The sequence below is a fragment of the Zobellella iuensis genome (genome assembly GCF_016746085.1).
Lineage (GTDB): Bacteria > Pseudomonadota > Gammaproteobacteria > Enterobacterales > Aeromonadaceae > Oceanimonas > Oceanimonas iuensis.
On record NZ_JAERTZ010000013.1, the window covers coordinates 100,813 to 126,360 of the forward strand.

Consider the following 25,548-nt stretch of genomic DNA (forward strand, 5'->3'; position numbering starts at 1 on the left):
ATGGGACGGGTACTGATACTGCATACCGGCGGCACCATTGGCTGCCGGGCCACCCCTGACGGACACAAGCCGGATCCGGAGTTTGCCCGGCTGCTGCGCCGGCGGCTGGCGGACAGCGGCGAGCCGGAGCTGCCCGAATTCGACGTGATCGAGCTGCATACGCTTATCGACAGCGCCAACCTGACCCCGGCCCACTGGTCCCAGATCGCCGGCCTGCTGGTGATCCACTGGCAGGACTACGACGGTTTCCTGGTGCTGCACGGCACCGACACCATGGCCTACAGCGCGGCGGCGCTGTCCTTTATGCTGCCGGGGCAGGACAAGCCGGTGATCTTCACCGGCTCCCAGATCCCCCTGTCGGAGCGGCGCAGCGACGGCCTGGACAATGTCATCAACAGCCTGCACCTGTGCCAGCGGGCGGTGCTGGCCGAGGTGTGCATCTATTTCAACGGCCGGCTGCTGCGGGGCAACCGCACCACCAAACTCAAGGCCACCGAGCTGGACGCCTTCGCTTCGCCCAATCATCCTCCCCTGGGGGTGGCCGGCATCCGCCTGGAGCCGGAGTCGGGCCTGCTGCTGCCGCCGACGCCGCTGTGCTTCCGCATCCCCGAGTTCGACCCCGAGGCGGTGACGGTACTCAGCCTTTACCCGGGCATCAGCGCCCGGGCCGCCCGGGCCCTGCTCGACGACGAGCGGGTGCGCGGCGCCGTCATGCTGAGCTTCGGGGTGGGCAATCCGCCCGACGCCAACACCGAACTGATGCAGGTGCTGGCGGCGGCGGTGGAACGGGGCCAGGTCATCGTCAACCGCACCCACTGCCTCTATGGCAAGGTGGATCAGGGCACCTATGCCACCGGCAACAGCCTAAACCGTATCGGCGTGACCCCGGGCGGCGACCTGACCCTGGAGGCGGCCTTCGCCAAGCTGCACTATCTGCTGGCGATGGAAACCGACCCTGGGCGGGTGCGCGAGCTGATGCGCCAGCCCCTGCGCGGCGAGATGAGCGGCTGAGCGACAGCAGCCTGCGCAGGGCGTGACCTGCGGCTGGGCGCCCGGGTATCCGGCGGATACAATCAGGATAAGGGACCGGCACCCGGAGTGCCGGCGGGGCGAACAGACAGAGCCGAGGTAATGACCATGACCATCAAGACGAAACTGACAGGCGGCGCCCTGGCCGCCGTTGTACTGCTGGGCCTGTCGGCCTGCGCCAGCATGTCCGAACGGGAACGCAACACCGCCATCGGCGCCGGCGTCGGCGGCGTGGCCGGCTCGGTGCTGACCGGCGGCAGTACCACCGGCACCATTGGCGGCGCCGTGGTGGGCGGGGTGATCGGTAACCAGATCGAGACCAAGGACAAGAAGTAATACCCACACCGGCACGGCGGGGCCCCGAGCCCCGCCGCCACCTTCCTCCACGCCCTGCGGGCGGATTACAGCGCAAGAATCGGGGTGCCGGGCGGCGCCGGCGGGGCTACAGTAAGGCCATTATCCCGGACCTAGGATCCCGCCCATGAGCCGCCGCCATGCCGAAAACACCGCACACATCATCCAGGATCCCCGCTGGGCCCAGGTAGAGGCCCGGGATCCGGCCGCCGATGGCCGGTTCTGCTACGGGGTGATCACCACCGGCGTCTACTGCCGCCCCTCCTGCCCGTCGCGCCGGGCCCGGCCCGAGCACGTCCGTTTCTACGACTCGGCCGCGGCGGCCGAGGCGGCGGGATTCCGGCCCTGCCGGCGCTGCCGCCCCGAGCAGGCGGACCCGGGCGGCCGGCAGGCGTTGGTCACGGCCCTGTGCCGCCATATCGAGCAGGCGGATCATATCCCCACCCTGGCCGAACTGGCGGCCTGGACCGGGCTCAGCCCCGGGCATCTGCAGCGCTTGTTCAAGGCCGGCACCGGACTCAGCCCCAGGGCCTATGCCCAGGCCCTGAGGGCGGAGCGGGTGCGGCGGGCGCTGGCGCGGGAGCAGAGCGTGACCGGGGCCATCTTCGAGGCCGGCTACGGCGCCGGCAGCCGTTTCTACGAGGAAGCCGACCGGCTGCTGGGCATGACCCCGGGGCGTTACCGCGCCGGCGGGGCCGGTACCGAGATCCGCTTCGCCGTCGGCCAGTGCAGCCTGGGGGCCATACTGGTGGCCATGAGCGACAAGGGCATCTGCGCCATCCTGCTGGGGGAGGATGCCGAGACGCTGTTGCGGGAGTTGCAGGAGCGTTTTCCCGCCGCCCGGCTGAGCGGTGGCGAGGCGGGGTTCGAGCAATGGGTGGCCCGGGTGGTGGGCCTGGTGGAATGTCCCCGCCAGGGGCTGGAGTTGCCGCTCGATATCCGCGGCACCGTCTTTCAGCAAAGGGTCTGGCAGGCCCTGCGGCAGATACCGGCGGGGGAGACCATCAGCTACGCCGAGCTGGCCCGGCGCATCGGCCAGCCGCGGGCGGTGCGGGCCGTAGCCGGGGCCTGCGCCGCCAACGCCCTGGCGGTGGCCATTCCCTGTCACCGGGTGGTGCGCACCGACGGCGGTCTGTCCGGCTACCGCTGGGGCATCGCCCGCAAGCGGCAGCTGCTGGCGCGTGAGGCGGAAGAGGAGAGCGGAGACTGAGCCTTCAGTAAGCCCTTTCCCCCAGGTAGTTGCCGGGTGGATAGTAGTTGCACACCAGTATCAGGTGGTTGTCGCAGCTGGATGTGGCGCAGCCCAGTTCCCGGGTGGCAGGCCAGACCATCTGGGTGTAGTGGCCGACCACCGGCGCCAGCGCCCGGGTCAGCGGCTGGCCCCGGTAGTCGCGTTTTTCCTCCTCCCAGGCCCTGACCCCGTCCAGCTCGTCGTAAAAGCCCTGGGTACCCATAAACAGGTTTTCGCCAAAGCCCGAGCCCCGGCTGTGCTCCAGGGTACAGCGCCGGGCCAGTATCCCGGCCCAGCGCTCGGCCTGTTCGGTGGCGCGCGCCGACCAGCCCAGCGAAGCGGCCCCTACTTCCTCCCGAGCCCTGTTGTGGGCTTCCAGCAGGGCCCGGCGCTGGGCCTGGGTGAGGACGCCGGGACCGGGCAGTCCGGTAGCCGGCGGGGGGGCGGGCGCCATGGTCGGGGCAGGTTGGCGGATATCCGAGGTCGCCGGGCCGCCACAGGCGGTCAGCAGCAGGGCCAGCAGGCTGAGATGGACGAGGCGCATAAGGCGGCTCCACGGCAGGGATCCAGACCCTAAGTGTATCGGGCGCAAATAAAAAGCGCCCATCGGCGGGCGCTTTGTGGTTCAGGAGGAGGCGATCAGAGGCTTGCGATCTGCTCGCGCTGGGCCTGCAGCTTGGCCAGGCTGGCCTGGTAGTCGGCCAGCTTCTCCTGTTCCTTGGCCACCACCTCGGCGGGGGCCTTGGCGACGAAGCCCTGGTTATTCAGCTTGCCTTCCAGCCGCTTGATCTCACCGCCGACCTTGTCCAGCTCCTTCTGCAGGCGCGAAAGCTCGGCGTCCTTGTCGATAAGGCCCGCCATCGGCAGCAGCAGCTCGGTGTCGCCGATCAGCTGTTTGGAGCTGAGCGGGGCCTCCTGCTCGGCGGCCAGCAGGGTAATGGACTCGAGCTTGGCCATGGCCTTGAGGAAGGCCTCGTTGTCACCGGCGCGGCGGGCATCGTCGCCGGCCGGGCGCAGCAACACCGGGAGCGCCTGACTGGGCGGAATGTTCATCTCGGCGCGCAGGTTGCGGATGGACACGATAAAGCGCTTTACCCATTCCAGATCCGCCATCGCCTGCTCGTCTTCCAGCGCCGCATCCACCTGCGGGTAGGCGGCCAGCATGATGCTGTCGCCGGCGCGACCGGCGAGCGGGGCCACCCGTTGCCAGATCTCCTCGGTGATGAAGGGCATGACGGGATGGGCCAGGCGCAGCAGGGTTTCCAGCACCTCGATCAGGGTCTTGCGGGTAGCGCGCTGTTCGGCTTCGCTGCCGTGCCACAGCACCGGCTTGGTCAGCTCCAGGTACCAGTCGCAGAACTGGTTCCAGATAAACTCGTAGAGGGCGTGGGCGGCCCGGTCGAAACGGTAGCCGTCGAGCGCGCTGCGCACGTCCCTGATGGTGGCCTGCAGCTGGGCCTGGATCCAGCGATCCGCCAGCGAGTACTGCAGTTCGCCGCCATGCTGGCCGCAGTCCTGCTCTTCGGTGTTCATCAGCACGTAGCGGGAGGCGTTCCACAGCTTGTTGCAGAAGTTGCGGTAGCCGTCCAGGCGCTTCATGTCCCAGTTGATGTCCCGGCCGGTGGAGGCCATGGCGCACAGGGTAAAGCGCAGGGCATCGGTGCCGTGGGGCTCGATGCCGTCCGGGAATTCCCCGCGGGTGTTCTTCTCTATCTTGGCGGCCAGCTGGGGCTGCATCATGTTGCCGGTGCGCTTGGCCACCAGCGACTCCAGATCGATGCCGTCGATCATGTCGAGCGGATCCAGCACGTTGCCCTTGGACTTGGACATCTTGTCGCCGTTCTCGTCGCGGATCAGGCCGGTGACGTAGACGGTCTTGAAGGGTACCTGGGGCTTGCCGTTCTCGTCCTTGAGGAAGTGCATGGTCATCATGATCATGCGCGCCACCCAGAAGAAGATGATGTCGAAGCCGGTGACCAGCACGCTGGAGGGGTGGAAGGTCTTGAGCTCCGGGGTCTGCTCCGGCCAGCCCAGGGTGGAGAAGGTCCACAGCGCCGAGCTGAACCAGGTGTCGAGCACGTCCTCGTCCTGGCGCAGGTTCACGTCGGCACCCAGGTTGTGGTTGGCGCGTACTTCCGCCTCGTCGCGACCCACATAGACCTGGCCGTGCTCGTCGTACCAGGCGGGGATGCGGTGGCCCCACCACAGCTGGCGGGAGATGCACCAGTCCTGGATGTCACGCATCCAGGAGAAATACATGTTCTCGTATTGCTTGGGCACGAACTGGATGTCGCCGTCTTCCACCGCCTGGGTGGCCACGGCGGCCAGGGGGCCGGCGCGCACGTACCACTGATCGGTGAGCATGGGCTCGATCACCACGCCGCCCCGGTCGCCGTAGGGTACGGTCAGCTCGTGATCCTTGACCCCGTCGAGCAGGCCCAGTTGCTCCAGCTCGGTCACCACGGCGGTGCGGGCGGCATAGCGGTCCAGGCCGCGGAAGGCGGCGGGCAGCTCGGCGCCGTAGGCGTCGGACGGCTCGCCCTTGGTGGTGAACACCTCGGCCTGGTCGCGGATCTCGGCGTTGAGGGTGAGCACGTTGATCATCGGCAGGCCATGGCGCTTGCCGACTTCGTAGTCGTTGAAGTCGTGGGCCGGGGTGATCTTGACGCAGCCGGTGCCCTTTTCCATGTCGGCGTGCTCGTCGCCGACGATGGGGATGCGGCGATGGACGATGGGCAGGATGATGTCCTTGCCGATCAGGTCCTTATAACGCGGATCCTCCGGGTTCACCGCCACCGCGGTGTCGCCCAGCATGGTCTCGGGACGGGTGGTGGCCACCACCAGGTAATCCTTGCCATCGGCGGTTTTGACGCCGTCGGCCAGGGGGTAGCGGAAGTGCCACATATGGCCCTTCAGCTCGCGGTTTTCCACTTCCAGATCGGAGATGGCGGTATGCAGCTTGGGATCCCAGTTCACCAGCCGTTTGCCCCGGTAGATGAGGTCGTCCTCGTACAGGCGCACGAACACTTCCTTCACCGCGTTGGACAGGCCCTCGTCCATGGTGAAGCGCTCCCGCTCCCAGTCCACTGAGGCGCCCAGGCGGCGCAGCTGGCGGGTGATGGTGCCGCCGGATTCCTGCTTCCACTCCCAGATCTTGTCGATAAAGGCGTCGCGGCCGTAATCGTGGCGGCTCTTGCCCTCTTCGGCGGCGATCTTGCGCTCCACCACCATCTGGGTGGCGATGCCGGCGTGGTCGGTGCCCACCTGCCACAGGGTGTTCTTGCCCTGCATGCGCTGGTAACGGATCAGGGTGTCCATGATGGAGTCCTGGAAGGCGTGGCCCATGTGCAGGCTGCCGGTCACGTTGGGCGGCGGTATCATGATGCTGTAGGCATCTTTGCTGGTGTCGCCGTGGGCCTTGAAGTAGCCCTTGCTTTCCCATTGCTGGTACAGGGCCTGCTCGATGGCGTTGGGGTTAAACGTCTTGTCCATGGTGTTATGCGTCTTCAGTTTGGGATGGTACCGGCTCGGTGCCGAGTTCGACACCGGCCTGACGATAGGCTTTAAAGCGTGCGCGGGCCAACTGCTTGCCGGCCTCGTCGGGCGGCACGAAGTCATACAGCCGGTTGAAGCGTCGGGCGAAGGCCGGGGCTTCCGGTGCCAGGTTGATCAGCACCGGCCTGCCGCCGTGGGGGGCCTGCCAGCTGATCACCACCGGCGCCCCCTGGCGGGGCCCTTCGCCCTGCAGATTATGGGCCACGAAACTGTCCGGTGACTGCTGCCACAGCCGTTCGTCCAGGGCTTCGGCCTGGGCCCGATCGGCGGTGTGGATGAACACCCCCTGTCCCTGGCGGTAGCAGTCGGTGGCGAGCTTGCATGCCCACCACAGTTGTACTTCGGGGCCGGCGTCGTCCGGCAACAGGTAAAAACAGCCCTGGCTCATGCTCACTCTTCGGTATTGTTAATGCCGGCCCGGTTCAGCAGGAACTGGGTCAACAGCGGTACCGGGCGGCCGGTGGCGCCTTTTTCCTTGCCGCTCTTCCAGGCGGTGCCGGCCACATCCAGGTGCGCCCAGTTGTACTTCTTGGTGAAGCGGCTGAGGAAGCAGGCGGCGGTGATGGTGCCTGCCGGACGGCCACCGATATTGGCCATGTCGGCGAAGGGACTTTCCAGCTGTTCCTGGTATTCATCACTCATGGGCAGGCGCCAGGCCCGGTCGCCGGCCTGCTCGGAGGCGTTGAGCAGCTCGTGGGCCAGGGGGTTGTGGTTGGCCAGCAGCCCCGAGGTGTGGTGACCCAGGGCGATGATGCAGGCGCCGGTAAGGGTGGCCACATCCACCACCGCTTCCGGTTCGAAGCGCTCGATAAAGGTCAGCGCGTCGCACAACACCAGCCGGCCTTCGGCGTCGGTGTTGAGCACTTCCACCGTCTGCCCGGACATGGTGGTGAGGATATCGCCGGGGCGGTAAGCATTACCGTCGGGCATGTTCTCGCAACCGGCCAGCACCGCCACCACGTTGATAGGCAGCTGCAGCTCGGCCAGGGCGTGCATGGTGCCCAGCACGGAAGCCGCCCCTCCCATGTCGTATTTCATCTCGTCCATGCCGTCGGCCGGTTTGAGCGAGATACCGCCGGCGTCGAAGGTCAGGCCCTTGCCCACCAGGGCGATGGGACGGGCGCCGGCATCCGGATTGCCCTTGTATTCGATCACGGCCATCATGGCTTCGTTATGGGAGCCGCGGGCTACCGCCAGGTAGGCATTCATGCCCAGTTCGGCCATTTCCTGCTCACCGATCACCCGGGTGCTGATATTGTCGTAGGCGTCGGCCAGCTGGCGCGCCTGGGAGGCCAGGTAGGCCGGGTTGCAGACATTGGGCGGCATATTGGCCACGTCCCGGCAGATGCGTACGCCTTTGGCTACGGCCAGACCATGGTGGATGGCGCGCTCACCTATGGTCAGCTCCCGTCGCGTCGGCACATTGAACACCAGCTTGCGCAGCGGGCGGCGCGGCTCGGCCTTGTTGGTCTTGAACTGGTCGAAGGTATAGAGGCTGGACTGGGTGGTTTCCACCGCCTGGCGGACTTTCCAGTAGGTGTCGCGGCCCTTGACGTGCAGTTCGGTAAGGAAACACACTGCCTCCATGGAGCCGGTTTCATTGAGGGTGCTGATGGTTTTTCTGATGATCTGTTTATACTGGCGTTCGTCGAGCTCACGCTCCTTGCCGCAGCCCACCAGCAGTACCCGCTCGCCCAGCACGCCGGGTACCTGGTGCAGCAGCAGCATCTGACCGGCCTTGCCTTCCAGATCGCCACGGCGCAGCAGGGAACTCAGGTAACCGTCGCTGATTTTGTCCAGCTGTTCGGCCACCGGCGACAAACGGCGAGGTTCAAAGACGCCGACCACGATGCAGGCGCTGCGCTGTTTTTCGGGACTACCACTTTTAACACTGAACTCCATGGATTCTCCTACAGCTTGAAGACAATGGGCGCCAGATGAACGATAATGATGACCATCGCCAAAAGGCACCGATCTTCGCGTACTTAATATGCGAAAATCGTAATTTTACGCTTATTCTTAAGCGTTTCCATTAAAAAAGACAAGTTTACACTGGGATTAACGGTGATTGCATTCCGCTATTTGTTTCGGGAAACCCTGAAGACTCAGCTGGCCGTGTTGTTCGTCTTGCTGCTTATCTTTATCAGCCAGAATTTTATCGAGGTACTGGGCGAGGCGGCCAGTGGCAAGATCCCCGGAACCCTGGTGGGCAAGTTGCTGCTGCTCAACATGCCGGAAATGACCACCCTGATGCTGCCGGTCAGCCTCTTTATTGGCATTCTGTTCGCCCATGGCCGGCTTTATGCCGAAAGTGAAATGACGGTGATGCGCGCCGTGGGCATGGGGCCCGGCAAGATCATGCGTGCTACCCTGATCCTGGCCCTGTTCTGGACGGCGCTGGCGCTGGCTAATTCACTCTGGCTCAACCCCTGGTCCAAGGCGCAGATTTATCAGCTGCGGGATCAGATCCAGTCCGATCCGGGGTTTGCGGTTCTGCGCGAAGCCCGCTTTATGAGCCTGGACGGTGGTCGTATCGTGGCTTACGTCGAAGAGCTGAAGCCGGATAGTGCCGGCGATCGCCTGAATCGGTTGTTTGTAGTGCAACGAGGCCAGGCCCTGCAAGCGCCGAGCATAGTGGTGGCCGACGGCGGCCGCATCCATGAGCGAGACGGCGGCCAATGGCTGACCCTGGAGGAGGGGCGGCGTTACAGCGGTACGCCCGGCAATCGCCAGTTCGATGTGGCCGAGTTCGGCGAATACAGTGCCTATATCCGGCCCGTCGAGGTAGAAGCGTCGGAACACAAGGCGGCGGCCAGTGATAGTGTCGCCCTTTGGCAATCGGAAGAATTGCAGGATATCACCGAGCTGCAGTGGCGCCTGGTCATGCCGCTGTCGGCCCTGGTGCTGACCCTGATGGTGGTGCCGCTGGCGGTGGTGAATCCGCGCCAGGGGCGTTATGCCAAGCTGTTGCCGGCGATATTGCTGTATCTGGCCTACTTCCTGCTGCAAAGTGCCGCCCGCTCGGCGGTGGAGGCGGGCAGCCTGCCGGTGTATCCCGGACTGTATACGGTGCCGCTGTTGTTCCTGCTGCTGGTGGCGCTGCCGCTCAATCTGCTGGAAACGGCCTGGTGGAGCCAGACCCGGGAAAAATTCAAAGGGAGCAAAGCCGCCTGATGTTCAGTATTCTCGATCGTTACATCGGCCGTACCGTGCTGATGTCCATATTGTTGTGCGAACTGACCCTGGTGGGGCTTTCGGCCATTATCCGTTATGTGGAGCAATTGCGTAGCGTGGGCGAGGGCAGCTATACCCTGTTGGCGGCGTTTTACTATGTGCTGCTGTCCATGCCCAAGGAAATCGTGCTGTTCTTCCCCATTGCCGCCCTGCTCGGCGGCCTGATCGGCCTGGGCCAACTGGCCAGCAGCAGCGAGCTGGTGGTGATGCAGGCCTCCGGCAGCTCCCGCTTCAACATTGTCATCAGCGCCCTGAAAACCGCCCTGCCGTTGATGTTGCTGATCATGCTGATGGGCGAATACGTGGCGCCGGTGACCAAGTTGACGGCGGATGATTTGCGTACCCAGGCCCGTTCCAACGGCCAGGTGGTGCTGTCGGTACACGGGGTCTGGGCCAAGGACAGCCAAGCCTACATCAATATCGGCCAGGCCCGGCGCGACGGTACCCTGAGCAACGTCACCCTCTATTATTTTGATGACGACCTGAAGCTCAACCGCATCACTCAGGCGGTCAGCGCCGCTTACGAAGGCGGTGAATGGCAACTGAGCAATGTGACCGATACGATTTTCAATCACGGGGTGTCCATCGTGACCGAGCAGCAGGGCACTCGGGCCTGGCATTCCAGCCTGACCCCGGAAAAGCTGGGCGTGGTGTCCATCGACCCTGATGAGCTGTCGATGCGCGGCCTGTGGGAGTACCAGGCCTACCTGGAGGACAACCGCCAGGACGGCAGTCGTTATGCCCTGGAGTTCTGGCGCAAGGCGCTGCAGCCGGTGATGGTGATCGCCATGATGCTGCTGGCGTCGTCTTTCGTGTTCGGTGCCCTGCGCAGCGTGACCATGGGCGCCCGCTTGCTGATGGGCATATTGTTCGGCTTCGGCTTTTATGTGGCCAACGAGGTGTTCGGTCCCATCAGCCTGGTTTACGAGGTGCCGCCGGTGCTCGGCGCTTTGGGGCCCAGCTTGTTGTTTATCGGGGTGGCGCTGTTTTTGCTGAATCGCCGGGCTTAAAAGCGGGGATTAGGGATTAGGAATTTTATCCTTTCCAGTCCCCGGCCCCCGGCAATCAATCACGGCTCAACAGCTGCCGGTTCTGCTCCTTGGTCAGTACCACCACCTCGCAGTCGGCGATTTTGTCCTGCAGGGCAAGCCTGCTGCCTGGGTTGAGCCAGACCCAGAAGTTGCCCAGCCCGAGCAGGGCGCTGGCCGCCCGGATCAGGGCCTGGGTCAGGGTGAGCAGGCTGCCATCGGTGTTCTGCACCCGCAGCCGCCAGGCGCGCATGCCGATGGTCTGGCCGCTGCTATGCCAAAACCAGCAATAAAAACCCAGTACCACGCTCAGCAGGTAGAGGCTGTAAAGCCGGCTGGCGCCGAGCAGGGCGGCGGTATCCTCGTGTTGCCCGAGGCTGAGCCAGCCCATGACAAGAGCCAGCTGGGTCAGGCCGAAGCCGATAAAGCCGGCCACCATCAACAGCGCCGCCACCACCAGTAAGTCGTAGAGCCAGGCTCCCAGGCGGCGCATCACGCCGGCCCTGGGCAGCCCTTTATAAGTAGAAATCACCAGACATCATCCGCCGCACAAAAAGAGCCAGTATTCTAGCAAAACCGGGGCTGGGGGTAACCTTTGCATTACGCACAATTAATGCGCAATCACCCCGGCCGGTTCAGAATATGCTTGCGGGCCATAGGTGGATACGTATAATGCAAACCGCTTACCTAGGTGAGCCTACCAAGTGGCAGTGTGATGAAATTGGTAGACATGAGTGATTCAAAATCACTTGCCTTCGGGCGTGCCGGTTCGAGTCCGGCCACTGCTACCATAAAACCCAGCCGATGCTGGGTTTTTTTGTTTTTGCTAAGCTGACATACAGCTTCACTGCTCAGAGTTCACGTCCATGTTAAAGCCCGGCCAGCTGGTTACCGTTTCTGTTCATAGCCTTACCGACAAAGGGGATGGTATCGCCACCCTGGAGGGACGCCCGCTCTATATTGAAGGCATCCTGCCCGGTGAGCGGGCCGAGGTGCGCCTGACCCTGGTCAAGCCCAACTATTGCCACGGCCAGGCGGTGCAACTGCTGCAGGCCGCCGCCGCCCGCTGCCAGGATTTCTGCCCCTACACCGCTTGTGGCGGCTGTCAGCTGCGGGTCATGAGCAACAGTGCCCAGCTCGAGCTGAAGCGGCAATTGCTGCTGGAGGCGCTGCAGGCCCAGGGGCTGGACTGCCCCGTGGCCCAGACGCTCGGCATGGACGAGCCCTACCACTATCGTAACAAGGCCCAGTACGCGGTACAGCCCGGTCCCTATATCGGTTTTTACGCCAAGCACAGCCATCAGTTGGTGGAGGTCGATGAATGCCGGGTGCAGGCGCCGGAGACCACCGAAGTGGTGCGCCTGATCCGGAGCTGGATGCGCCAGTGTGCCGTACCCGCCTATAACGAAGCGCTGCACGTCGGCTGCGTGCGCCATATCATGGTGCGCAACGGGGTCAACAGCGGCGAGGTGATGGTGGTGCTGGTGGTGGCGGAAATGCCCGCGGAGGCGGCGCTGGAGCAACTGGTGGCGCAGCTCGGGCCGGTCCCCGGCCTGGCCAGCCTGATCCTCAATCTCAATACCGCAACCGGCAACCGGGTGCTGGGCCCGGACAATCGCCTGCTGTGGGGAAAAGACAGCATCGACGACAGCCTGGATGGCCTGGCCTTTTCCATTTCGCCCCTGTCGTTCTATCAGGTCAACCCGCGCCAGACCGAGGTACTGTATCGGGAAGCGCTGCGGCAGGCGAGCCTGCAGGGGCATGAGGTGGTGTTCGATCTCTACTGCGGCATCGGCACCATCGCCTTGTTTATGTCCCGCAAAGCGCATCGGGTGATCGGCATCGAGCTGGTGCCCGAAGCCATTGCCGATGCCCGTGCCAATGCGGCCCTGAATGCCATCAGCAACGTCGAATTCCACCAGGGGGCGGCGGAGTTGCGGGTTCCCGAGCTTTATGCCGAGGGAGTGCGGGCCGACGTGGTGGTGGTGGATCCGCCACGCAAAGGCTGTGATCCGGCCCTGCTGGAAACCTTGGCCCGGATGCGCCCGGAGCGGCTGGTGTATGTGTCCTGCAATCCCAAGACCCTGGCCCGGGATCTGGCCTGGCTGACCGACCATGGTTTTGTTCTGGAGCAGGCGACACCGGTGGACATGTTCCCCCATACCATGCATGTGGAAACCGTGGCCCTGCTGACCCGGCGGGCCGACGAGAAATAAAACCTTGCAAATTAATAAATGATAATTATTATCAATAACTCGACAGAGGAGGCGGATATGGTCGTGTTATTGGTATTGGGTTGGTTATTGCTGGTGTGGTGGGTGCCTGCCACGGCACTCACCCTGTGGTTGAGTGCCGGTTTCGCCCTCTTCGCCCTGGTGCTGGCCATGCCTTCGGTCAGCCGGTACTGGTACTGGTTACCGGTGGGCGGCCTGGCCGGGCTGGGGTTGACACTGGGGTTGCTGTTGGGCGCCTGAAGCGGGCAGGCGCGGCTCCTTCCCGGTCCGGTTCAAGGCTGTCGCTTGTTTTCCCGCAGCAGGGCCTCGACCCGGTCCAGCTGTTCCCGCAACTGGCCCAGCTCCTGATGCAGCGCCCGGCTCTCCTGCTCCGGTCCTTCCCCGTTTTCTGCCTTGAACTTGGCACTCTCGCTCTGCATGACCTCCAGCACTATGCCGATCATCATGTTGAGGAAGATAAAGGCGGTGAGGAAGATAAAGGTGATGTAGTAAATCCAGCTGTAGGGATACACCTCCATGGTGTCGTACATCACATCGGTCCAGTCTTCGAAGGTGGCGATGCGGAACAGGGTCAGCATCGCCAGGCTGATATTGCCCCACAGGAAGGTGTCGATATCTTCGAAGATAAAGCTGCCGATGGCCGCATAGATATAGAAGATGATGAACATCAGCAACGCCACATAGCCCATGCGCGGAATCGACACCACCAGGGCATTGAGCAGCACCCGCAGCTCGGGGATCATGGACACCAGCCGCAGGGCGCGGAACACCCGCAGCAAACGGGCAATCAGCACCGTTTCGGTGCTGTCGATGGGAATGATGCTGGCCAGCACTATCACCAGATCGAAGAGGTTCCAGCCGGATTTGAAAAAGTCCTTGAACCTGGGCTCGGCGGCCATGCGAATGGCGATCTCCACCAGGAAGAACAGGGTGACGGCGGCATCCAGCACCGCCAGGATATGCTCGAAGCGATTGACGTTGTCATAGGTCTTGGCCCCCACCACCAGGGCGGACAGCACGATAACGCTGATGACGAAGCCTTCGAACAGCTTGTTGCTGCGTAAACGCAAAAACCGGGCCTGCAACTGGGCGAATCCGTTACTCATCTGCTATTACTTCTCGAAACTAAAAGGGTGATCTTGACGGGGCCATGCATTCGGGCATGGCAGGCTGAGGCTGCATGGTAATACAGCCGCCGGTCTGATGTCACCTGGTGCTTGGCTCATTCCGCCGGCGGTGCAGGTTAAAGGGAGCGGCGGCCTCCGGGCCGCCGCCGCGCTCAGGATGAGAGCGAATCAAAAATATTGAGGAAGGTGGGCGTTTTACGGATGTCGAGCCGCATCCCCAGTCGCTGCGCGATATCCCGAGCCGAGATCAGGCCCCGGATCTGGTGCGATTCCCGGTCGATGACCAGGCAGTGCCGCTCACCATTGGACTGCAGGGCATGGATCACATCGGCGATGGCACCTTGCTGCAGCTGCTGATAATCCAGCGCCCTGAGTTTATCCCTCGGACACATCAGGTCGGTGACCAGTATCTCGTTGCGGCTGTCGCCGTTGGCGACGCGCTGTACGAAGGCCTGGTCGCTCAATTGATCGAGATGAATAAGGCCAAGCAGCTCTTCCCGCGAGTCCACCACCAGCTTCAGTTTGGTATGGTCGTGGTGCATCATTTCCAGCACATCGGCCGCCCGGGTATCGGCGTCTATCATGGTGGGCGGGTTCTGCTTGAAATCGTTCAGCAGGCCGAGGGCCGGCGAGTTCAGCTCCAGATCGGGAATATCCCCGGGCTGAACCAGGTGATCACGGTGCTCGACGGCATACAGATGCAGTGTTTTCATGTCGTTCCTCCTCGACCCTTTCGGGGAAAGGGCCACAGACAATCAAAGATGAAGGGGGTCAGGCCAGCTGATCCCGGTGTCTGGTATGGGAAACGGAAAGTGGGGGGGCGCGTACCTGGCGCTCGGTCAGGAAATGGAGCTGAGCCGCAGGCGCCGTGACCAGCTGCCGCTGCGCGAGCCAAGGCCAGGTTTTTCTGCCGTGCTGGTGAGATAGGCCTTGCTCAGGGTCATCATTCCCTTCCTGCTCCGGTTGGAACAGGGGGGGACCTTCCGGCGGGTTCACCACCTGGGCATGCTGATCCGCTGCCGCCAGCAGCGAGGGCTCGGCCACGACCGGGGCCGGCGGCGAGCAAAGCAGGCTGAGATACAACAGCAGGGTGAAGGCGCTGAGCCAAGGCAAACCGGCTCTCCATTAACGAAGCATTAACAACATGCGGGCATCATCCGACGAATCGGTAACAAAGGCAAGGGGGAAGACCGAAAACAGAAAAACACCAATCGGTGTCGGTGTGCTGGTCAGATAAAAAGGGTGAAGTTAGCGGCTGTTACTGACAATCGTGGTGCGAAAGGGGGGACTTGAACCCCCACGTCCGAAGGACACTAACACCTGAAGCTAGCGCGTCTACCAATTCCGCCACCCTCGCATACCTGATTGTCCGGCTGTTTTAGATGAGCCACCATCCTGATTTTGAGTATATGACCAAACTGCATGGAGTCTGGTGCGAAAGGGGGGACTTGAACCCCCACGTCCGAAGGACACTAACACCTGAAGCTAGCGCGTCTACCAATTCCGCCACCCTCGCATACTCAAATTGTCCGGCTGTTTTAGATGAGGCCGTCATCTGCTTAGCATTACCACAAAGTAACTTGGTGCGAAGGGGGGGACTTGAACCCCCACGTCCATAGGACACTAACACCTGAAGCTAGCGCGTCTACCAATTCCGCCACCCTCGCACTGCGCTAAGGACTGCGAATTCTATAGATTTTTTATCGGTCGTCAATACGCTTTTTCGGTGGAAAGTTAAAAAAAACCGGCATCCGTCGCCGGTCACTCAAAAAAAATACAATTTGTGCAAAAACTCAACGAGTGGCCCTGTAGATCTTGAACTTGCCGGTCGCGGCCAGGGTGTCGCAATGGCCGAAACTCCGCTCGATCAATTCCGGGTAGGGCAGGAAAGCGTTGGCCACCAGGATCAGAGATCCCCCCGGCAGCAGGTAATCGGCCGCCTGGGTCAGCAGGGATTCGGTGGTGTGATAGAAGGTCTTCAGGCCGGCGTGGAAGGGCGGGTTGGTCACGATGTGATCGAATTTGCCGGTCACCTGGGCCAGCCCGTCGGAGGCATAGACCTTGGCGTGCAGCCGGTTTTCTGCCAGCGTCAACCGGCTGGCTTCCAGCGCCAGGGCATTGATGTCGATAAGTTCCAGCTCCAGCCCCGGGTGGCGTTTGAGCAGGCTGGCTCCGATCACGCCCGCGCCGCAGCCGAAGTCGAGTACCCGGCCTTCGAGCTCGGTCAGGGTGCCGAGCAGCAGTTTTGAACCGGAATCCAGGTGGGCGGCGCTGAATACTCCCGGCAAGGCGCAGACCTGCAGTTGCTCTTCCGTCAACGGATAACGGCTGATCCAGTCCGCGGGCGTGAAGGCCGGCACGGGGGAGGCCAAGTCGGCCTGGTACAGGCTGGCGCGACGGGCGCTGTCCAGCTTGTTCACCTGCTTGCAATAAGGTGCCAGTAACTTGGGGGCGGCTTTGACCCCGCCCTTGTTGTCGCCGGCAATAAAAATAGGGGCGCCGGGGGCCAGCAGGGGCAGGCAGGCCGCCAGCAGGTAGTCGGCCTCGGCCTTGGCCTTGGGCATCAGCAGCAGCAGGCCGGCGGCGGTCTCTGTCCGGGGCTGGGCGCCAAACTCGACGTCGGCGCCATTTTTGTGCTTGAGCCATTGAAAATAACGGAAGTCGGTGGTGAACACCCGGGGGGCGGGACCGGCCCCGGCCAGCATCCCGGGCAGGTCGTCCTCCAGCAGGCCGCAGACCAGCAGTGGCTGGCGGCTCAGGGTGTCCAGATTACGGGCCAGCATTTCGCTGACCGGGGTCAAGGCCTCAAACATCTCGGGCTCCGCAATAAATAAGACAATCGGGCATTATACATGGCGCCGCCCCCCTTGACATTTGCCGGTCATTAGCAAAAGATGCAGTTCAAGGTTTTTTCAGGTGCAACTCATGGTTTTTATCGTTAAACGCAAACCGGTCAAACCGCTTAAACGAAAAGCGGCAGCCCCTGTTGCGTGACCGACGCCTGATCCTCTTCAAGACGAGCAGTTCTCAAACCCCGGTTACGCAGCAGCGACCGGGGTTTTTTAATCCAAATATTTCAATCCTCTAGCCAGGAGAAGGAGTTTCCATGTTTCGCGGTTCTTTAGTTGCCCTGCTTACCCCCTTTGACGGTGACCGTCTCGACGAGGCGGCCCTGCGCCGTCTGGTCGACTGGCACATCGAGGAGGGTACTCACGGCATTGTGCCGGTGGGCACCACCGGGGAAAGTCCTACCCTGAGCCATGACGAGCACTGCCGGGTGATTGAGATAGTGGCGGAGCAGGCGGCGGGCCGGGTTCCGGTGATTGCCGGTGCGGGCTCCAACAATCCGGTAGAGGCGATTGAATACAGCAATTGTGCCCAGCAGGCGGGTGCCGACGCCACCCTGCACGTGGCCGGCTATTACAACAGACCCAATCAGGATGGTTTGTACGCCCACTTCAAGATGCTGCACGATGCCACCGAACTGCCGATCATCGTGTATAACATTCCGCCGCGGGCGGTGGTGGACATCAGCCCCCAGACCATGGCGCGCATTGCCGAGTTGCCGCGCATCGCCGGGGTGAAGGATGCCACCGGCGATCTGGCGCGTCCCTGGGCCGAGCGCCAGTTGATCAAAAAGTCGTTTGCCTGGCTCTCCGGCGAAGACGGCACCGCCGTATCCTATAACGTGGCCGGCGGCCAAGGCTGTATTTCGGTTACCGCCAACGTGGCGCCCCGGCTCTGCGCCCAGCTGCAGGAACTGACCCTGGCCGGCAAGTGGGAAGAAGCCCGGGCCCTGCAGGATCGGCTGCTGCCGCTGCACCAGGCGATGTTTGCCGAGCCCAACCCGGCCTGTCCCAAATACGGACTGTCACTGCTGGGATTGGCCAGCGAGGACTGCCGCATCCCGGTGGTACCGCTGCAGGACAGCACCAAGGCGCGCATCCGCCGGGTGATGGAAGAACTGGAATTGATTTAACCCCCATGGCCGCGCAAGCGGCCATCTTATTTTGGTAGGCACATGAATCCGGAACAATTTGACGGTTTACTCTTCGATCTCGACGGTACCCTGGTCGATACCATGCCCCTGCACCTGGCGTCCTGGGAGCTGGCGGCACGGGAATTCGGTTTCGGCTACGATGCCGACTGGCTGTATGATTTGGGTGGTGTTCCCAGTCGCAAGATCGTCGATATCATCAATAGCGAGCAGGGGCTCAGCCTGGATGGCGAGCGGGTGGTGCAACTCAAGAACGGCCATTACCAGCGTTTGCTGCCGCAAGCCCGCCCTTTCCCTGCCATGCTGGCGTTGCTGGAGCGATATGCCGACCGGCCACTGGCCATCGGCACCGGTTCGTCCCGGATCAATGCGGAGCAAGTGCTGCGCAATACCGGGTTGCAGGCGTATTTTCCCGTGGTGATTACCGCCGATGACGTGAGCTCGCACAAGCCGAATCCGGACACCTATCTGCTGGCGGCACAAGGCCTGGGGCTCAGGCCCGAACGTTGTCTGGTGTTCGAGGACACCCCCATCGGGCGGCAGGCGGCCCTGGCGGCGGGGATGGGCTGTGTGATGGTGGTGGCGGGCCAGCCCGTGTGGAGCTGACCCGTTCGGCAATCGCGGGGGCGATCAGCGCTGCTCGCCCTGGTCGTCATCCTGGGAGTGGTCGTGCTGTTCGTCCCGGTGATTGTGATGCTCATCACGATGACCGTGGTGATCGTGGTGGCTCTCGTAACGCGGACGGCGAGGCTTGTTGATGATGACCCCGGTGCGCGGCGGCCGGCGGGTGGCGGGAGAAATGGTGGAAATCTTGGCTTTATAGATTAGCTGTTGCTGGCCGCGGGGGTCAGACAACAAAATGCTGTATTGGTCAAAGGCACTGATCATCCCTTCCAGCTTGATGCCATTGGTGAGGAAGATGGCGCAATGAGTTTGATTCTTGCGCAGCCAGTTCAGTGCCGCATCCTGTCCGTTACCCAATGAGAAGGCTTGCTGCAGCGATTGGGGGTTAGATGATTGGGCAGTCATGTAGGCAGTCCTGTTTGTTATTTTGCAACCTTGATTGTGCTTAATGAATGCCTGACTTGTCAAAGTAAAGCTCAAATTAATCCGTCCACCTGAGGAGCATGCTTGGCACAGCCGATATCCACGGCCGGCACTATTATCCTGGCCTGCCTTATCGTCAGCATGGGACAACTGAGTGTTGGCTTGTTGTTTCCGGTGCTGCCGGCGATCAGCCTGGCCCTGGCGGAAGACCCGGATCGGGTCCAGTTACTGATTTCCGTCTATCTGCTGGCGTTCGGCCCGGTGCAACTGCTGTATGGCCCCCTGAGCGATGCCCGGGGCCGGCGCCCGGTGCTGCTGGCCGGCCTGACGCTGGCGCTGCTGGGCGTCGTTTTGTGTCTGCTGCCGGGGGTGTCCTTCGAATGGCTGTTGCTGGGGCGCTTGCTGCAGGGGCTGGGTGCCGGCTGCGGTGCCGTGGTCTCTCGGGCCATGCTGCGCGACAGCTTCGAAGGCCCGGCCTTGCGCAATGCTCTTTCCTATATCGCCATGGCCGCCGCCTTGACTCCCATCATTGCCCCGGCGCTGGGGGGGGTTATCGGCCATCACCTGGGCTGGTACAGCGTCTTTGTCGCCATGCTGCTCTATCTGGTCCTGCTGTGGCTGCTGCTGCTGGCCGGGTTCCGGGAAACCCATAACGGCCAGCGGCGACCCATGAGTCTGGCGGGAATCGTCGCCAACTATCGCCGGCTGTTGGGACAGCGCCATTTCCTCGGCCATGGCGGCATGCTGTGGGGGCAGTTTTCGCTGATGATGGTCTCGGTGTCGGTGATGCCCTACGTGATGCAGCAGCAAATCGGCATGAGTGCGGCGGAGTATGGCAGCTGGGCGCTGATTCCGGCCCTGGGTCTGCTGCTGGGCGGCATCATCAACAACCGGATCCAGCATCGGGTGCCGGCCGAGCAGATCCTGCGGTTGAGCCCTTTTATTCAACTGGTGGCCGGGTTATGGGTGCTGCTGGCGCCGTTGCAGCCGGGCTGGCTGATCGCCGGCATCTTTATCCAGGCCCTGGGCAACGGCATGGCTTTTCCCAATGCCATGAGTCGGCTACTGGAGCCCTACCGGGATCTGGCCGGCGCCGCCGCCGCCTTGTCCGGTGCCCTGCAAATGCTCAGTGCCGGCCTGCTGAGCGCCGGCCTGGTGTATTACGGGGTAGCTACCGCCTTCAGCCTGGGTCTGTGCATACTGCTGGGTGCCATGATGCTCAAGCTGTTGTCCAGGTGTGCCGTCGGGCGCTTTTAGGCATCCGCGTCCGCCAGCACCCTCTGCTCCCGGGGCAGGCGGGTCAGCGCCAGCAGCGCCAGCAGTGCCAGTGCCACTATGGTGAGCGCGCAGGCTTCACCCGCAGGGAGAGGCAATTGCGAGGCCAGATAGGCGGCGGCAGCGGCGCCCGCCATCTGCAGGCAGCCGAGCAGGGCCGCGGCGCGGCCGGCCCGGTCTGCGAAGGGCGCCATGGCGGAAGCGGCAGCGGCACCCAATACCAGCGAAAAGCCGACCGAACACAGCGCCACCGGCAGCATAAAGGCCCAGAGCCCGGGCGCGGACTGCATCCATAGCATCATGCCAGTGCCGCCAGCGAGCAGGCAGAAGGCGCCGCCGCTGACCACCCGATGCCGGCCCAGGTGCCGGCTCAACCGGGGAGCGGAAAAACTGGCAGCCATCACTACCAGCGCGTTGGCGCTGAAGGCCAGGGCAAACTGCGCCTCATTCAACCCCACTTGCTCCATCAGGATCATCGGGGCAAAGGTCACGTAGGTGAGGATGCCGCCCATGGCGGCGATGCAGGTCATCACGTAGACGCGGAAGGCGCCATGTTGCCACACCGCCAGGTACGCCCGGGGAGAAAGCAGGGGCTGGTGGCGGGTCTGGGCCGGGCGGGTTTCCGGCAGACGGATCATGACCAGCACCAGGGCCAGGGCGGCAAACAGGGCCAGGAACAAGAAATTCGCCTGCCAGCCGAAGCGCAGGGTCAACCAGGCTCCCAATACCGGTGCCAGCGCCGGGGCCAGGCAGAGGGCGCCGTTGAGGTAAGAGTAGGCGCGGGCACTGTCGGCTGCATTGAGCCTGTCGCGCACCACCGCAAAGGCTACCACCGAGGTGCCGCAGGCGCCCAACCCCTGGATCAGCCGGCCCAACAACAGCAGCGGCAGGTTGTGGGCCAGCGAGGCTACCAGGGCTCCGACAAAAAACAGGCCGATGGCACAAAGGGCGACCGGGCGGCGGCCCCTGTTATCCACCAGGGGGCCGAACAGCAGTTGCCCCAGCCCCACCGCCAGCATAAATACCGACAGGCTGAGCTGGATATCGGCGGCGCTGACCGAGAGCGAGCGGGCCATCTGCGGCATTGCCGGCAGGTAGATATCGATACCCATGGGGCCGAACAGGATCAGGGGAAGCAGCAGCAGAACCAGGCTGACAACGGGGCTTTTAGCCATTTGAATTGTCCTTTTGCAGAAAAAAGGAGCAATTATAACCGAGTGGTCAACAAAGTGCAGGGATGGCAGGCAATAAAAAAGCCGCACCCTAAGGCACGGCTTCGGAATTCTTGGTGAGGTAGTCTCTTACAGAGGAACTACGTTCTCAGCCTGAGGACCTTTCTGGCCTTGAGCTACAGTGAACTGTACGGCTTGGCCTTCAGCCAGAGTTTTGAAACCCTGGGTTTGGATGGCGCTGAAGTGAACGAACACGTCAGGACCTTGTTCTTGCTCGATGAAACCGAATCCTTTGGACTCATTGAAGAACTTTACTTTACCTTTAACGATATTAGACATACCTAAATCCTGTAACAAACTTACATAAATAACTAGCTGTGAAAAATACCGGTTTAACTTATGAAATACAGGACGAGGTACTACTAGGAACTTCGTAACAAGAACATAAATATAGCCGTATTCTTCGAGCTGCGGTCACTCTAACCCGTTACCCGGTGGGGGTCAACAGGTATTTTTGTGGGCCGCGGTGGTTTCATCGAACTGTCACAAGGGGACCGCTGCCGCGGTTTTGCCGTGGATCAAGGGTGTTCATCGGGCCGGTGGACGTAATAGTATAAGCGCGCTTTTTGAAACCCGAGAAAGGATGGAATATGTCCGCGTTATATTGTGTTGCCCGCTTCAAAGCCAAACCCGGCAAGGCCCTTGAGCTGCAGCAGGCGTTGAAAAGCCTGGTTGCCGATACCCATAGAGAAGAGGGCTGCCTGCTGTATCAACTGACCGAAGAAGTAGCTTATCCGGGGGCCAACGGCGAGCCTTGGGATTGCGTCTTCGTCGAGCAGTGGGCTAGCCGGGAGGTCTTCGACGCCCATTGTGCCCAGCCTTATATCAAGGATTACTTCGAGCAGGTGGCCCCGACCCTGGTGGCCGAGGCGGACGTCAGGCTGTACCGGCCGGTCTGATTCAGCGCTGGCGGATGAGATCACCCCTGAACATTACTTCCAGCCGCAGCGTGATACCGAACTGCGGGTCATAATCCTGTTCGCGGGGAAAATGCAGTTCAGGGATCAGGTCCACAAAGAGTATTTCCCGGTGCAGGTTGCGCCGGTAGTGCGTGAGCAGGTAATAGTCGTGCAGCCGTGGGTCCGAGGCGCTTCGCCCTATGACCACGGCTGCGTAGCGCATCACGCTGCGTTTGCCCAGGATTTGGTTGAGCTCGATCGCCTCGGAATACTCCAGGGTATCGACCTCTTCCTGCCATTGCACATTGGTGATAAAGCGCAGGTGATGGTTCGCATCCAGCGGCCGGCCTATATCCCATTTGCTGCGCACCGAATAGCCTTCTTCATTGAACCAGGACGCGCGATTGTAGGATTCCAGCTGCCAGGGGCCATCCAGTTGCCACAGCCGTTCGCCGGTAAAACGCACATAGGGGTCAAGCGGCCATCGGAACTTGATTCCGGCACCGGCCCGAAAGTCCCATTGCTCGGTTTTATCCCGGCTGCTGAGCCGGTTCAGGCCGATCACCGAACTGCCGGTACCACGCTGGTCGGTCCTTAGCCGATGGGAGCCTTGCTCGGCCAGGGTGCCCTGCGACTCTTCGGGATCGCTTTCGATGATCAACCTTAATCTGTCTTTGGTGGTGGGCAGGTCGAGTCGGAAACGCACTGCGGTTTCGGTCGTGAAATGGTCGCTTTCATTCCATTCCAGCTCCTGGCTCAGGCGCAGGTAAGAGCCGTTTTCCGCATGAAGACTGTCGTCGGTGCCGAAAAAACCGTCGATATTACGGGAGCTGTTGCTCACCCAGTCGGACACGGCATCGTGCATGGGGGTGATCTTCTCCACGGCCCAAGGTGGTAAATCCGTATCATCATCTACCTCGGCTCCCGGCGCGGGGAGGGCGGTGGCCAGCAATACCGCCAAGCATATTTTTTTCATGGCATCATTCCCTTGCCTGTTCCGTTAAGGCTATGTTACCGGCGGCAGAATGCCATTTCCAAGCCCCAATAATAATATCTGTCCGGCGGCTTTTCAGCCGTCGGCAGGCGGCTGCAGTTGGGCGGGCCGCCGCTGGGTGCTATAGAGTCGGCGAGTGATTGCCGAAGGGGAAGGCGTCGGACACAAAAAAACCAGCGCTATGGCTGGTTGGGATGGTGCCGGCAGAAGGAGTCGAACCCTCGACCTACTGATTACAAGTCAGTTGCTCTACCAACTGAGCTATGCCGGCATTTGATATATGGTGCCCAGAGGCGGAATCAACCGCGGCCGGCTAGGTACCGACACGGGCGAATGTAGCACGCTACAACAGCCCCTCAAAATGGTGCCCAGAGGCGGAATCGAACCACCGACACGGGGATTTTCAATCCCCTGCTCTACCGACTGAGCTATCTGGGCGTTTGGGTCTTCTACAAGAGCACCGAAAAATGGTGCCCAGAGGCGGAATCGAACCACCGACACGGGGATTTTCAATCCCCTGCTCTACCGACTGAGCTATCTGGGCGTTTGGGCTTTTTTTACAAGAGCACCGAAAAATGGTGCCCAGAGGCGGAATCGAACCACCGACACGGGGATTTTCAATCCCCTGCTCTACCGACTGAGCTATCTGGGCAACGGGGCGCCATTAAATAAGATTGACCAAGGCAAGTCAACCGCTTTTTGGAAGGCTCAAGCGTGTTCGCTCAAGCCTTGAGCAAAGCGGCGATTTACTCCGCGGAAGGGGGGGTGTAGCCCTCGATCTGGACGTCGGCGCCTTCAAACAGGTAGGCGATCATCTCCTGTTCGAGCAACTGGCGATGCTCGGTGTTCATCATGTTCAACTTCTTCTCGTTGAGCAGCATGGTCTGCTTTTTCTGCCAGTCGGCCCAGGCTTCCTTGGAAATATTGTCATAGATACGCTTGCCGAGTTCGCCCGGATAAAGTTGAAAATCCAGGCCTTCGGCTTCTTTCTGTAAACGCTGGCAAAAAATAGTGCGGCTCATCAGTTCCTCTCTTGCAGTTGCGGGTAGGCCAGTAGTTTCTTGGTGGCGGCAGCCAGGCCTACCGATGCCGGTTGCTGCAAGTTATACCAAAGACGGTCATCCCCTGCCATGACCTCGGTGGGTAATCGGGGCAATTCCACCAGCCAGGGCTGAATATCCAGGTGAAAATGGCTGAAGGTATGACGAAAGCCGGGCAGGGCGCGCGGCTCCGAGGCATCCGGGTAGCGTTTGAGCCAGGATTTGAGTTCCTGCTCATCACCGAACTCGGGAAAGCAGTAAAGCCCTCCCCACAAGCCCTGGGGCGGGCGCTGCACCAGTAGAACCCGTTCCTGGTGCCTGAGCAATAAAAAGCTGGCCTGCTTTTCCGGCTGTACGCTTTTCTTCGGTTTTGAATGCGGGAAGGCGGTAGGGGTGCCCAGTAGCCTGGCCCGACAGTCTTGCCGCAGTGGGCACAGTTCGCACTGGGGGCGGGAGCGGGTGCAGATGGTGGCGCCGATATCCATCATCGCCTGATTATATTGTTCCACCCCGGTGCGGGGCGTAAGTTGCTCCACCTGCTGCCAAAGGGCGTTTTCCACCTCTTTTTTACCGGGCCAGCCCTGCTGGGCCAGCCAGCGAGCCAGTACCCGCTTGACGTTGCCGTCGAGGATGCCGTGATGCTGGCCGAGCGACAACGACAACACGGCTCCGGCGGTGGAGCGGCCTATGCCCGGCAGGCCGATCACCTCCTCGAAGCGTGCGGGAAAACGGCCCTGGTAATGGTCGCGGATCACCTGGGCCGCCTTGTGCAGATTGCGGGCCCGGGCGTAGTAGCCCAGCCCGGTCCAGTGATGCAGCACCTCGTCCTGCCCGGCATCGGCCAGGGTGACGACCTCGGGAAAGCGGGCCATAAAACGCTGGTAATAGGGGATAACGGTGGCCACCTGGGTTTGCTGCAGCATGATCTCCGATACCCATACCCGATAGGGGGTCTTGTCCTGCTGCCAGGGCAGGGTTTTGCGGCCATATTGCTGGTACCAGCTCAGCACGCGCTCGGCAAAAGAAGCTATGTTCACGATGTTCAGGGCTGAAAGAGAATGGGGAGATCACAACACAGCCGCCCGGACAGTGCAAACCCGGGCATGGGATGGTCTGCCCCGCGAAGGCCGTTAGGGGAGCGAAGGACTCCCTTCCTCGAGCACGACAGTGCCGGACAGGCGCCGTAGTTTCGCGCGGGAGGGCGGCCGTGTCCGGACAACAGCGGCCTGACAGCCATGACGCTGATAGTCATCACCCACAATCTTTTACTGT

At 62.0% G+C, this 25,548-nt stretch carries 26 protein-coding genes and 8 tRNA genes; 12 read left to right on the forward strand and 22 right to left on the reverse strand.

Features of this window, described 5'->3' with window-relative positions; all coding sequences use genetic code 11:
* The 3 genes from JKV55_RS05450 (at position 1) to ada (ending at position 2,593) form a co-directional block, all read left to right on the forward strand.
* Entirely contained in the window at positions 1–1,011 is a 1,011-nt protein-coding gene (locus JKV55_RS05450; RefSeq protein WP_202082979.1) for an asparaginase domain-containing protein, read from the forward strand.
* Positions 1,012–1,137: 126 nt separating this feature from the next.
* On the forward strand, positions 1,138–1,365 hold the full coding sequence (locus JKV55_RS05455; RefSeq protein WP_202082981.1) for a YMGG-like glycine zipper-containing protein: 228 nt from the start codon (positions 1,138–1,140) through the stop codon (positions 1,363–1,365).
* A 145-nt stretch (positions 1,366–1,510) separates the two neighbouring features.
* Positions 1,511–2,593: a bifunctional DNA-binding transcriptional regulator/O6-methylguanine-DNA methyltransferase Ada gene (gene ada, locus JKV55_RS05460; RefSeq protein ID WP_202082983.1), complete on the forward strand. Its 1,083-nt coding sequence runs from the start codon at positions 1,511–1,513 to the stop codon at positions 2,591–2,593.
* A 4-nt stretch (positions 2,594–2,597) separates the two neighbouring features.
* Here ada and JKV55_RS05465 read toward each other — a convergent pair whose 3' ends face one another.
* From JKV55_RS05465 to pepA, 4 genes are all read right to left on the reverse strand, one after another.
* Complete coding sequence (locus JKV55_RS05465) at positions 2,598–3,158, reverse strand: CAP domain-containing protein (RefSeq protein WP_237332684.1); 561 nt, start codon at positions 3,156–3,158, stop codon at positions 2,598–2,600.
* Between the two features lie 95 nt (positions 3,159–3,253).
* Positions 3,254–6,106 (reverse strand): valine--tRNA ligase, encoded by a 2,853-nt coding sequence (locus JKV55_RS05470; protein ID WP_202082992.1) that lies wholly within the window; start codon positions 6,104–6,106, stop codon positions 3,254–3,256.
* A 4-nt stretch (positions 6,107–6,110) separates the two neighbouring features.
* On the reverse strand, positions 6,111–6,557 hold the full coding sequence (locus JKV55_RS05475) for a DNA polymerase III subunit chi (RefSeq protein ID WP_202082994.1): 447 nt from the start codon (positions 6,555–6,557) through the stop codon (positions 6,111–6,113).
* A gap of 2 nt (positions 6,558–6,559) precedes the next feature.
* A complete protein-coding gene (gene pepA, locus JKV55_RS05480; protein WP_202082996.1) occupies positions 6,560–8,071 on the reverse strand; it encodes a leucyl aminopeptidase in 1,512 nt (503 codons plus the stop codon).
* A 162-nt stretch (positions 8,072–8,233) separates the two neighbouring features.
* Here pepA and lptF point away from each other — a divergent pair, with 162 nt between their 5' ends.
* Positions 8,234–9,343 carry an LPS export ABC transporter permease LptF gene (lptF, locus tag JKV55_RS05485; RefSeq protein WP_369409622.1) on the forward strand — a complete coding sequence of 370 codons (1,110 nt, stop codon included), beginning with the start codon at positions 8,234–8,236 and terminating at the stop codon, positions 9,341–9,343.
* The gene (gene lptG / locus JKV55_RS05490; RefSeq protein ID WP_202082998.1) at positions 9,343–10,413 is read left to right on the forward strand and encodes an LPS export ABC transporter permease LptG; all 1,071 of its coding nucleotides are present in this window, start codon (positions 9,343–9,345) and stop codon (positions 10,411–10,413) included. The genes lptF and lptG overlap by 1 nt, the downstream gene beginning before the upstream one ends.
* 55 nt (positions 10,414–10,468) lie before the next feature.
* On the opposite strand, the gene JKV55_RS05495 is transcribed toward lptG, so the two are convergent.
* Positions 10,469–10,924 (reverse strand): RDD family protein, encoded by a 456-nt coding sequence (locus tag JKV55_RS05495; protein WP_202083079.1) that lies wholly within the window; start codon positions 10,922–10,924, stop codon positions 10,469–10,471.
* 213 nt (positions 10,925–11,137) lie between these two features.
* Here JKV55_RS05495 and JKV55_RS05500 point away from each other — a divergent pair.
* The 3 genes from JKV55_RS05500 (at position 11,138) to JKV55_RS05510 (ending at position 12,905) form a co-directional block, all read left to right on the forward strand.
* A tRNA-Leu gene (locus JKV55_RS05500) sits at positions 11,138–11,222 on the forward strand.
* A gap of 75 nt (positions 11,223–11,297) precedes the next feature.
* The gene (rlmD, locus tag JKV55_RS05505) at positions 11,298–12,647 is read left to right on the forward strand and encodes a 23S rRNA (uracil(1939)-C(5))-methyltransferase RlmD (protein ID WP_202083000.1); all 1,350 of its coding nucleotides are present in this window, start codon (positions 11,298–11,300) and stop codon (positions 12,645–12,647) included.
* Positions 12,648–12,704: 57 nt separating this feature from the next.
* Positions 12,705–12,905: a hypothetical protein gene (locus JKV55_RS05510; RefSeq protein ID WP_202083002.1), complete on the forward strand. Its 201-nt coding sequence runs from the start codon at positions 12,705–12,707 to the stop codon at positions 12,903–12,905.
* 32 nt (positions 12,906–12,937) lie between these two features.
* On the opposite strand, the gene JKV55_RS05515 is transcribed toward JKV55_RS05510, so the two are convergent.
* The 7 genes from JKV55_RS05515 to rsmC all read right to left on the reverse strand — a co-directional run bounded on the left by JKV55_RS05515 (position 12,938) and on the right by rsmC (position 16,605).
* Positions 12,938–13,771 (reverse strand): ion transporter, encoded by an 834-nt coding sequence (locus JKV55_RS05515; RefSeq protein ID WP_202083003.1) that lies wholly within the window; start codon positions 13,769–13,771, stop codon positions 12,938–12,940.
* Between the two features lie 173 nt (positions 13,772–13,944).
* Positions 13,945–14,505, reverse strand: coding sequence for a CBS domain-containing protein (locus JKV55_RS05520; protein WP_202083011.1), 561 nt, complete (start codon positions 14,503–14,505; stop codon positions 13,945–13,947).
* A 58-nt stretch (positions 14,506–14,563) separates the two neighbouring features.
* Positions 14,564–14,905 carry a hypothetical protein gene (locus JKV55_RS05525; protein WP_202083013.1) on the reverse strand — a complete coding sequence of 114 codons (342 nt, stop codon included), beginning with the start codon at positions 14,903–14,905 and terminating at the stop codon, positions 14,564–14,566.
* A gap of 158 nt (positions 14,906–15,063) precedes the next feature.
* Positions 15,064–15,149, reverse strand: a tRNA-Leu gene (locus JKV55_RS05530).
* Positions 15,150–15,222: 73 nt separating this feature from the next.
* Positions 15,223–15,308: transfer RNA gene (locus JKV55_RS05535), tRNA-Leu, on the reverse strand.
* A 65-nt stretch (positions 15,309–15,373) separates the two neighbouring features.
* Positions 15,374–15,459 (reverse strand) — tRNA-Leu (locus JKV55_RS05540).
* 126 nt (positions 15,460–15,585) lie between these two features.
* Positions 15,586–16,605, reverse strand: a complete 1,020-nt coding sequence (rsmC, locus tag JKV55_RS05545) for a 16S rRNA (guanine(1207)-N(2))-methyltransferase RsmC (protein ID WP_202083015.1) — start codon at positions 16,603–16,605, stop codon at positions 15,586–15,588.
* Between the two features lie 293 nt (positions 16,606–16,898).
* Here rsmC and dapA point away from each other — a divergent pair, with 293 nt between their 5' ends.
* Together dapA and JKV55_RS05555 are read left to right on the forward strand one after the other, a co-directional pair.
* Positions 16,899–17,771, forward strand: a complete 873-nt coding sequence (dapA, locus tag JKV55_RS05550) for a 4-hydroxy-tetrahydrodipicolinate synthase (protein WP_202083016.1) — start codon at positions 16,899–16,901, stop codon at positions 17,769–17,771.
* A 42-nt stretch (positions 17,772–17,813) separates the two neighbouring features.
* A complete protein-coding gene (locus tag JKV55_RS05555; protein WP_202083018.1) occupies positions 17,814–18,395 on the forward strand; it encodes an HAD family hydrolase in 582 nt (193 codons plus the stop codon).
* Between the two features lie 24 nt (positions 18,396–18,419).
* On the opposite strand, the gene hfq is transcribed toward JKV55_RS05555, so the two are convergent.
* Positions 18,420–18,818 carry an RNA chaperone Hfq gene (gene hfq, locus JKV55_RS05560; protein ID WP_202083020.1) on the reverse strand — a complete coding sequence of 133 codons (399 nt, stop codon included), beginning with the start codon at positions 18,816–18,818 and terminating at the stop codon, positions 18,420–18,422.
* Positions 18,819–18,920: 102 nt separating this feature from the next.
* Here hfq and JKV55_RS05565 point away from each other — a divergent pair, with 102 nt between their 5' ends.
* Entirely contained in the window at positions 18,921–20,093 is a 1,173-nt protein-coding gene (locus JKV55_RS05565; RefSeq protein ID WP_237332685.1) for an MFS transporter, read from the forward strand.
* Here the strand turns inward: JKV55_RS05565 and JKV55_RS05570 are convergent.
* A complete protein-coding gene (locus JKV55_RS05570) occupies positions 20,090–21,286 on the reverse strand; it encodes a multidrug effflux MFS transporter (protein WP_202083022.1) in 1,197 nt (398 codons plus the stop codon). The two genes, JKV55_RS05565 and JKV55_RS05570, sit on opposite strands and share 4 nt — an antisense overlap.
* A gap of 126 nt (positions 21,287–21,412) precedes the next feature.
* On the reverse strand, positions 21,413–21,622 hold the full coding sequence (locus JKV55_RS05575) for a cold-shock protein (protein WP_106454005.1): 210 nt from the start codon (positions 21,620–21,622) through the stop codon (positions 21,413–21,415).
* Positions 21,623–21,933: 311 nt separating this feature from the next.
* Between JKV55_RS05575 and JKV55_RS05580 the strand changes: the two genes are divergently transcribed.
* A complete protein-coding gene (locus JKV55_RS05580; protein ID WP_202083024.1) occupies positions 21,934–22,242 on the forward strand; it encodes a putative quinol monooxygenase in 309 nt (102 codons plus the stop codon).
* 1 nt (position 22,243) lies between these two features.
* On the opposite strand, the gene JKV55_RS05585 is transcribed toward JKV55_RS05580, so the two are convergent.
* The 7 genes from JKV55_RS05585 to mutY form a co-directional block, all read right to left on the reverse strand.
* Entirely contained in the window at positions 22,244–23,218 is a 975-nt protein-coding gene (locus JKV55_RS05585) for a hypothetical protein (RefSeq protein WP_202083026.1), read from the reverse strand.
* 213 nt (positions 23,219–23,431) lie between these two features.
* Positions 23,432–23,507, reverse strand: a tRNA-Thr gene (locus JKV55_RS05590).
* Between the two features lie 91 nt (positions 23,508–23,598).
* Positions 23,599–23,674: transfer RNA gene (locus tag JKV55_RS05595), tRNA-Phe, on the reverse strand.
* A gap of 30 nt (positions 23,675–23,704) precedes the next feature.
* Positions 23,705–23,780: transfer RNA gene (locus JKV55_RS05600), tRNA-Phe, on the reverse strand.
* 32 nt (positions 23,781–23,812) lie between these two features.
* A tRNA-Phe gene (locus tag JKV55_RS05605) sits at positions 23,813–23,888 on the reverse strand.
* Positions 23,889–23,982: 94 nt separating this feature from the next.
* The gene (locus JKV55_RS05610) at positions 23,983–24,258 is read right to left on the reverse strand and encodes an oxidative damage protection protein (RefSeq protein WP_202083027.1); all 276 of its coding nucleotides are present in this window, start codon (positions 24,256–24,258) and stop codon (positions 23,983–23,985) included.
* Complete coding sequence (mutY, locus tag JKV55_RS05615) at positions 24,258–25,322, reverse strand: A/G-specific adenine glycosylase (RefSeq protein ID WP_237332696.1); 1,065 nt, start codon at positions 25,320–25,322, stop codon at positions 24,258–24,260. Before mutY ends, JKV55_RS05610 begins: the two co-directional genes overlap by 1 nt.
* Positions 25,323–25,548: the final 226 nt, after the last annotated feature.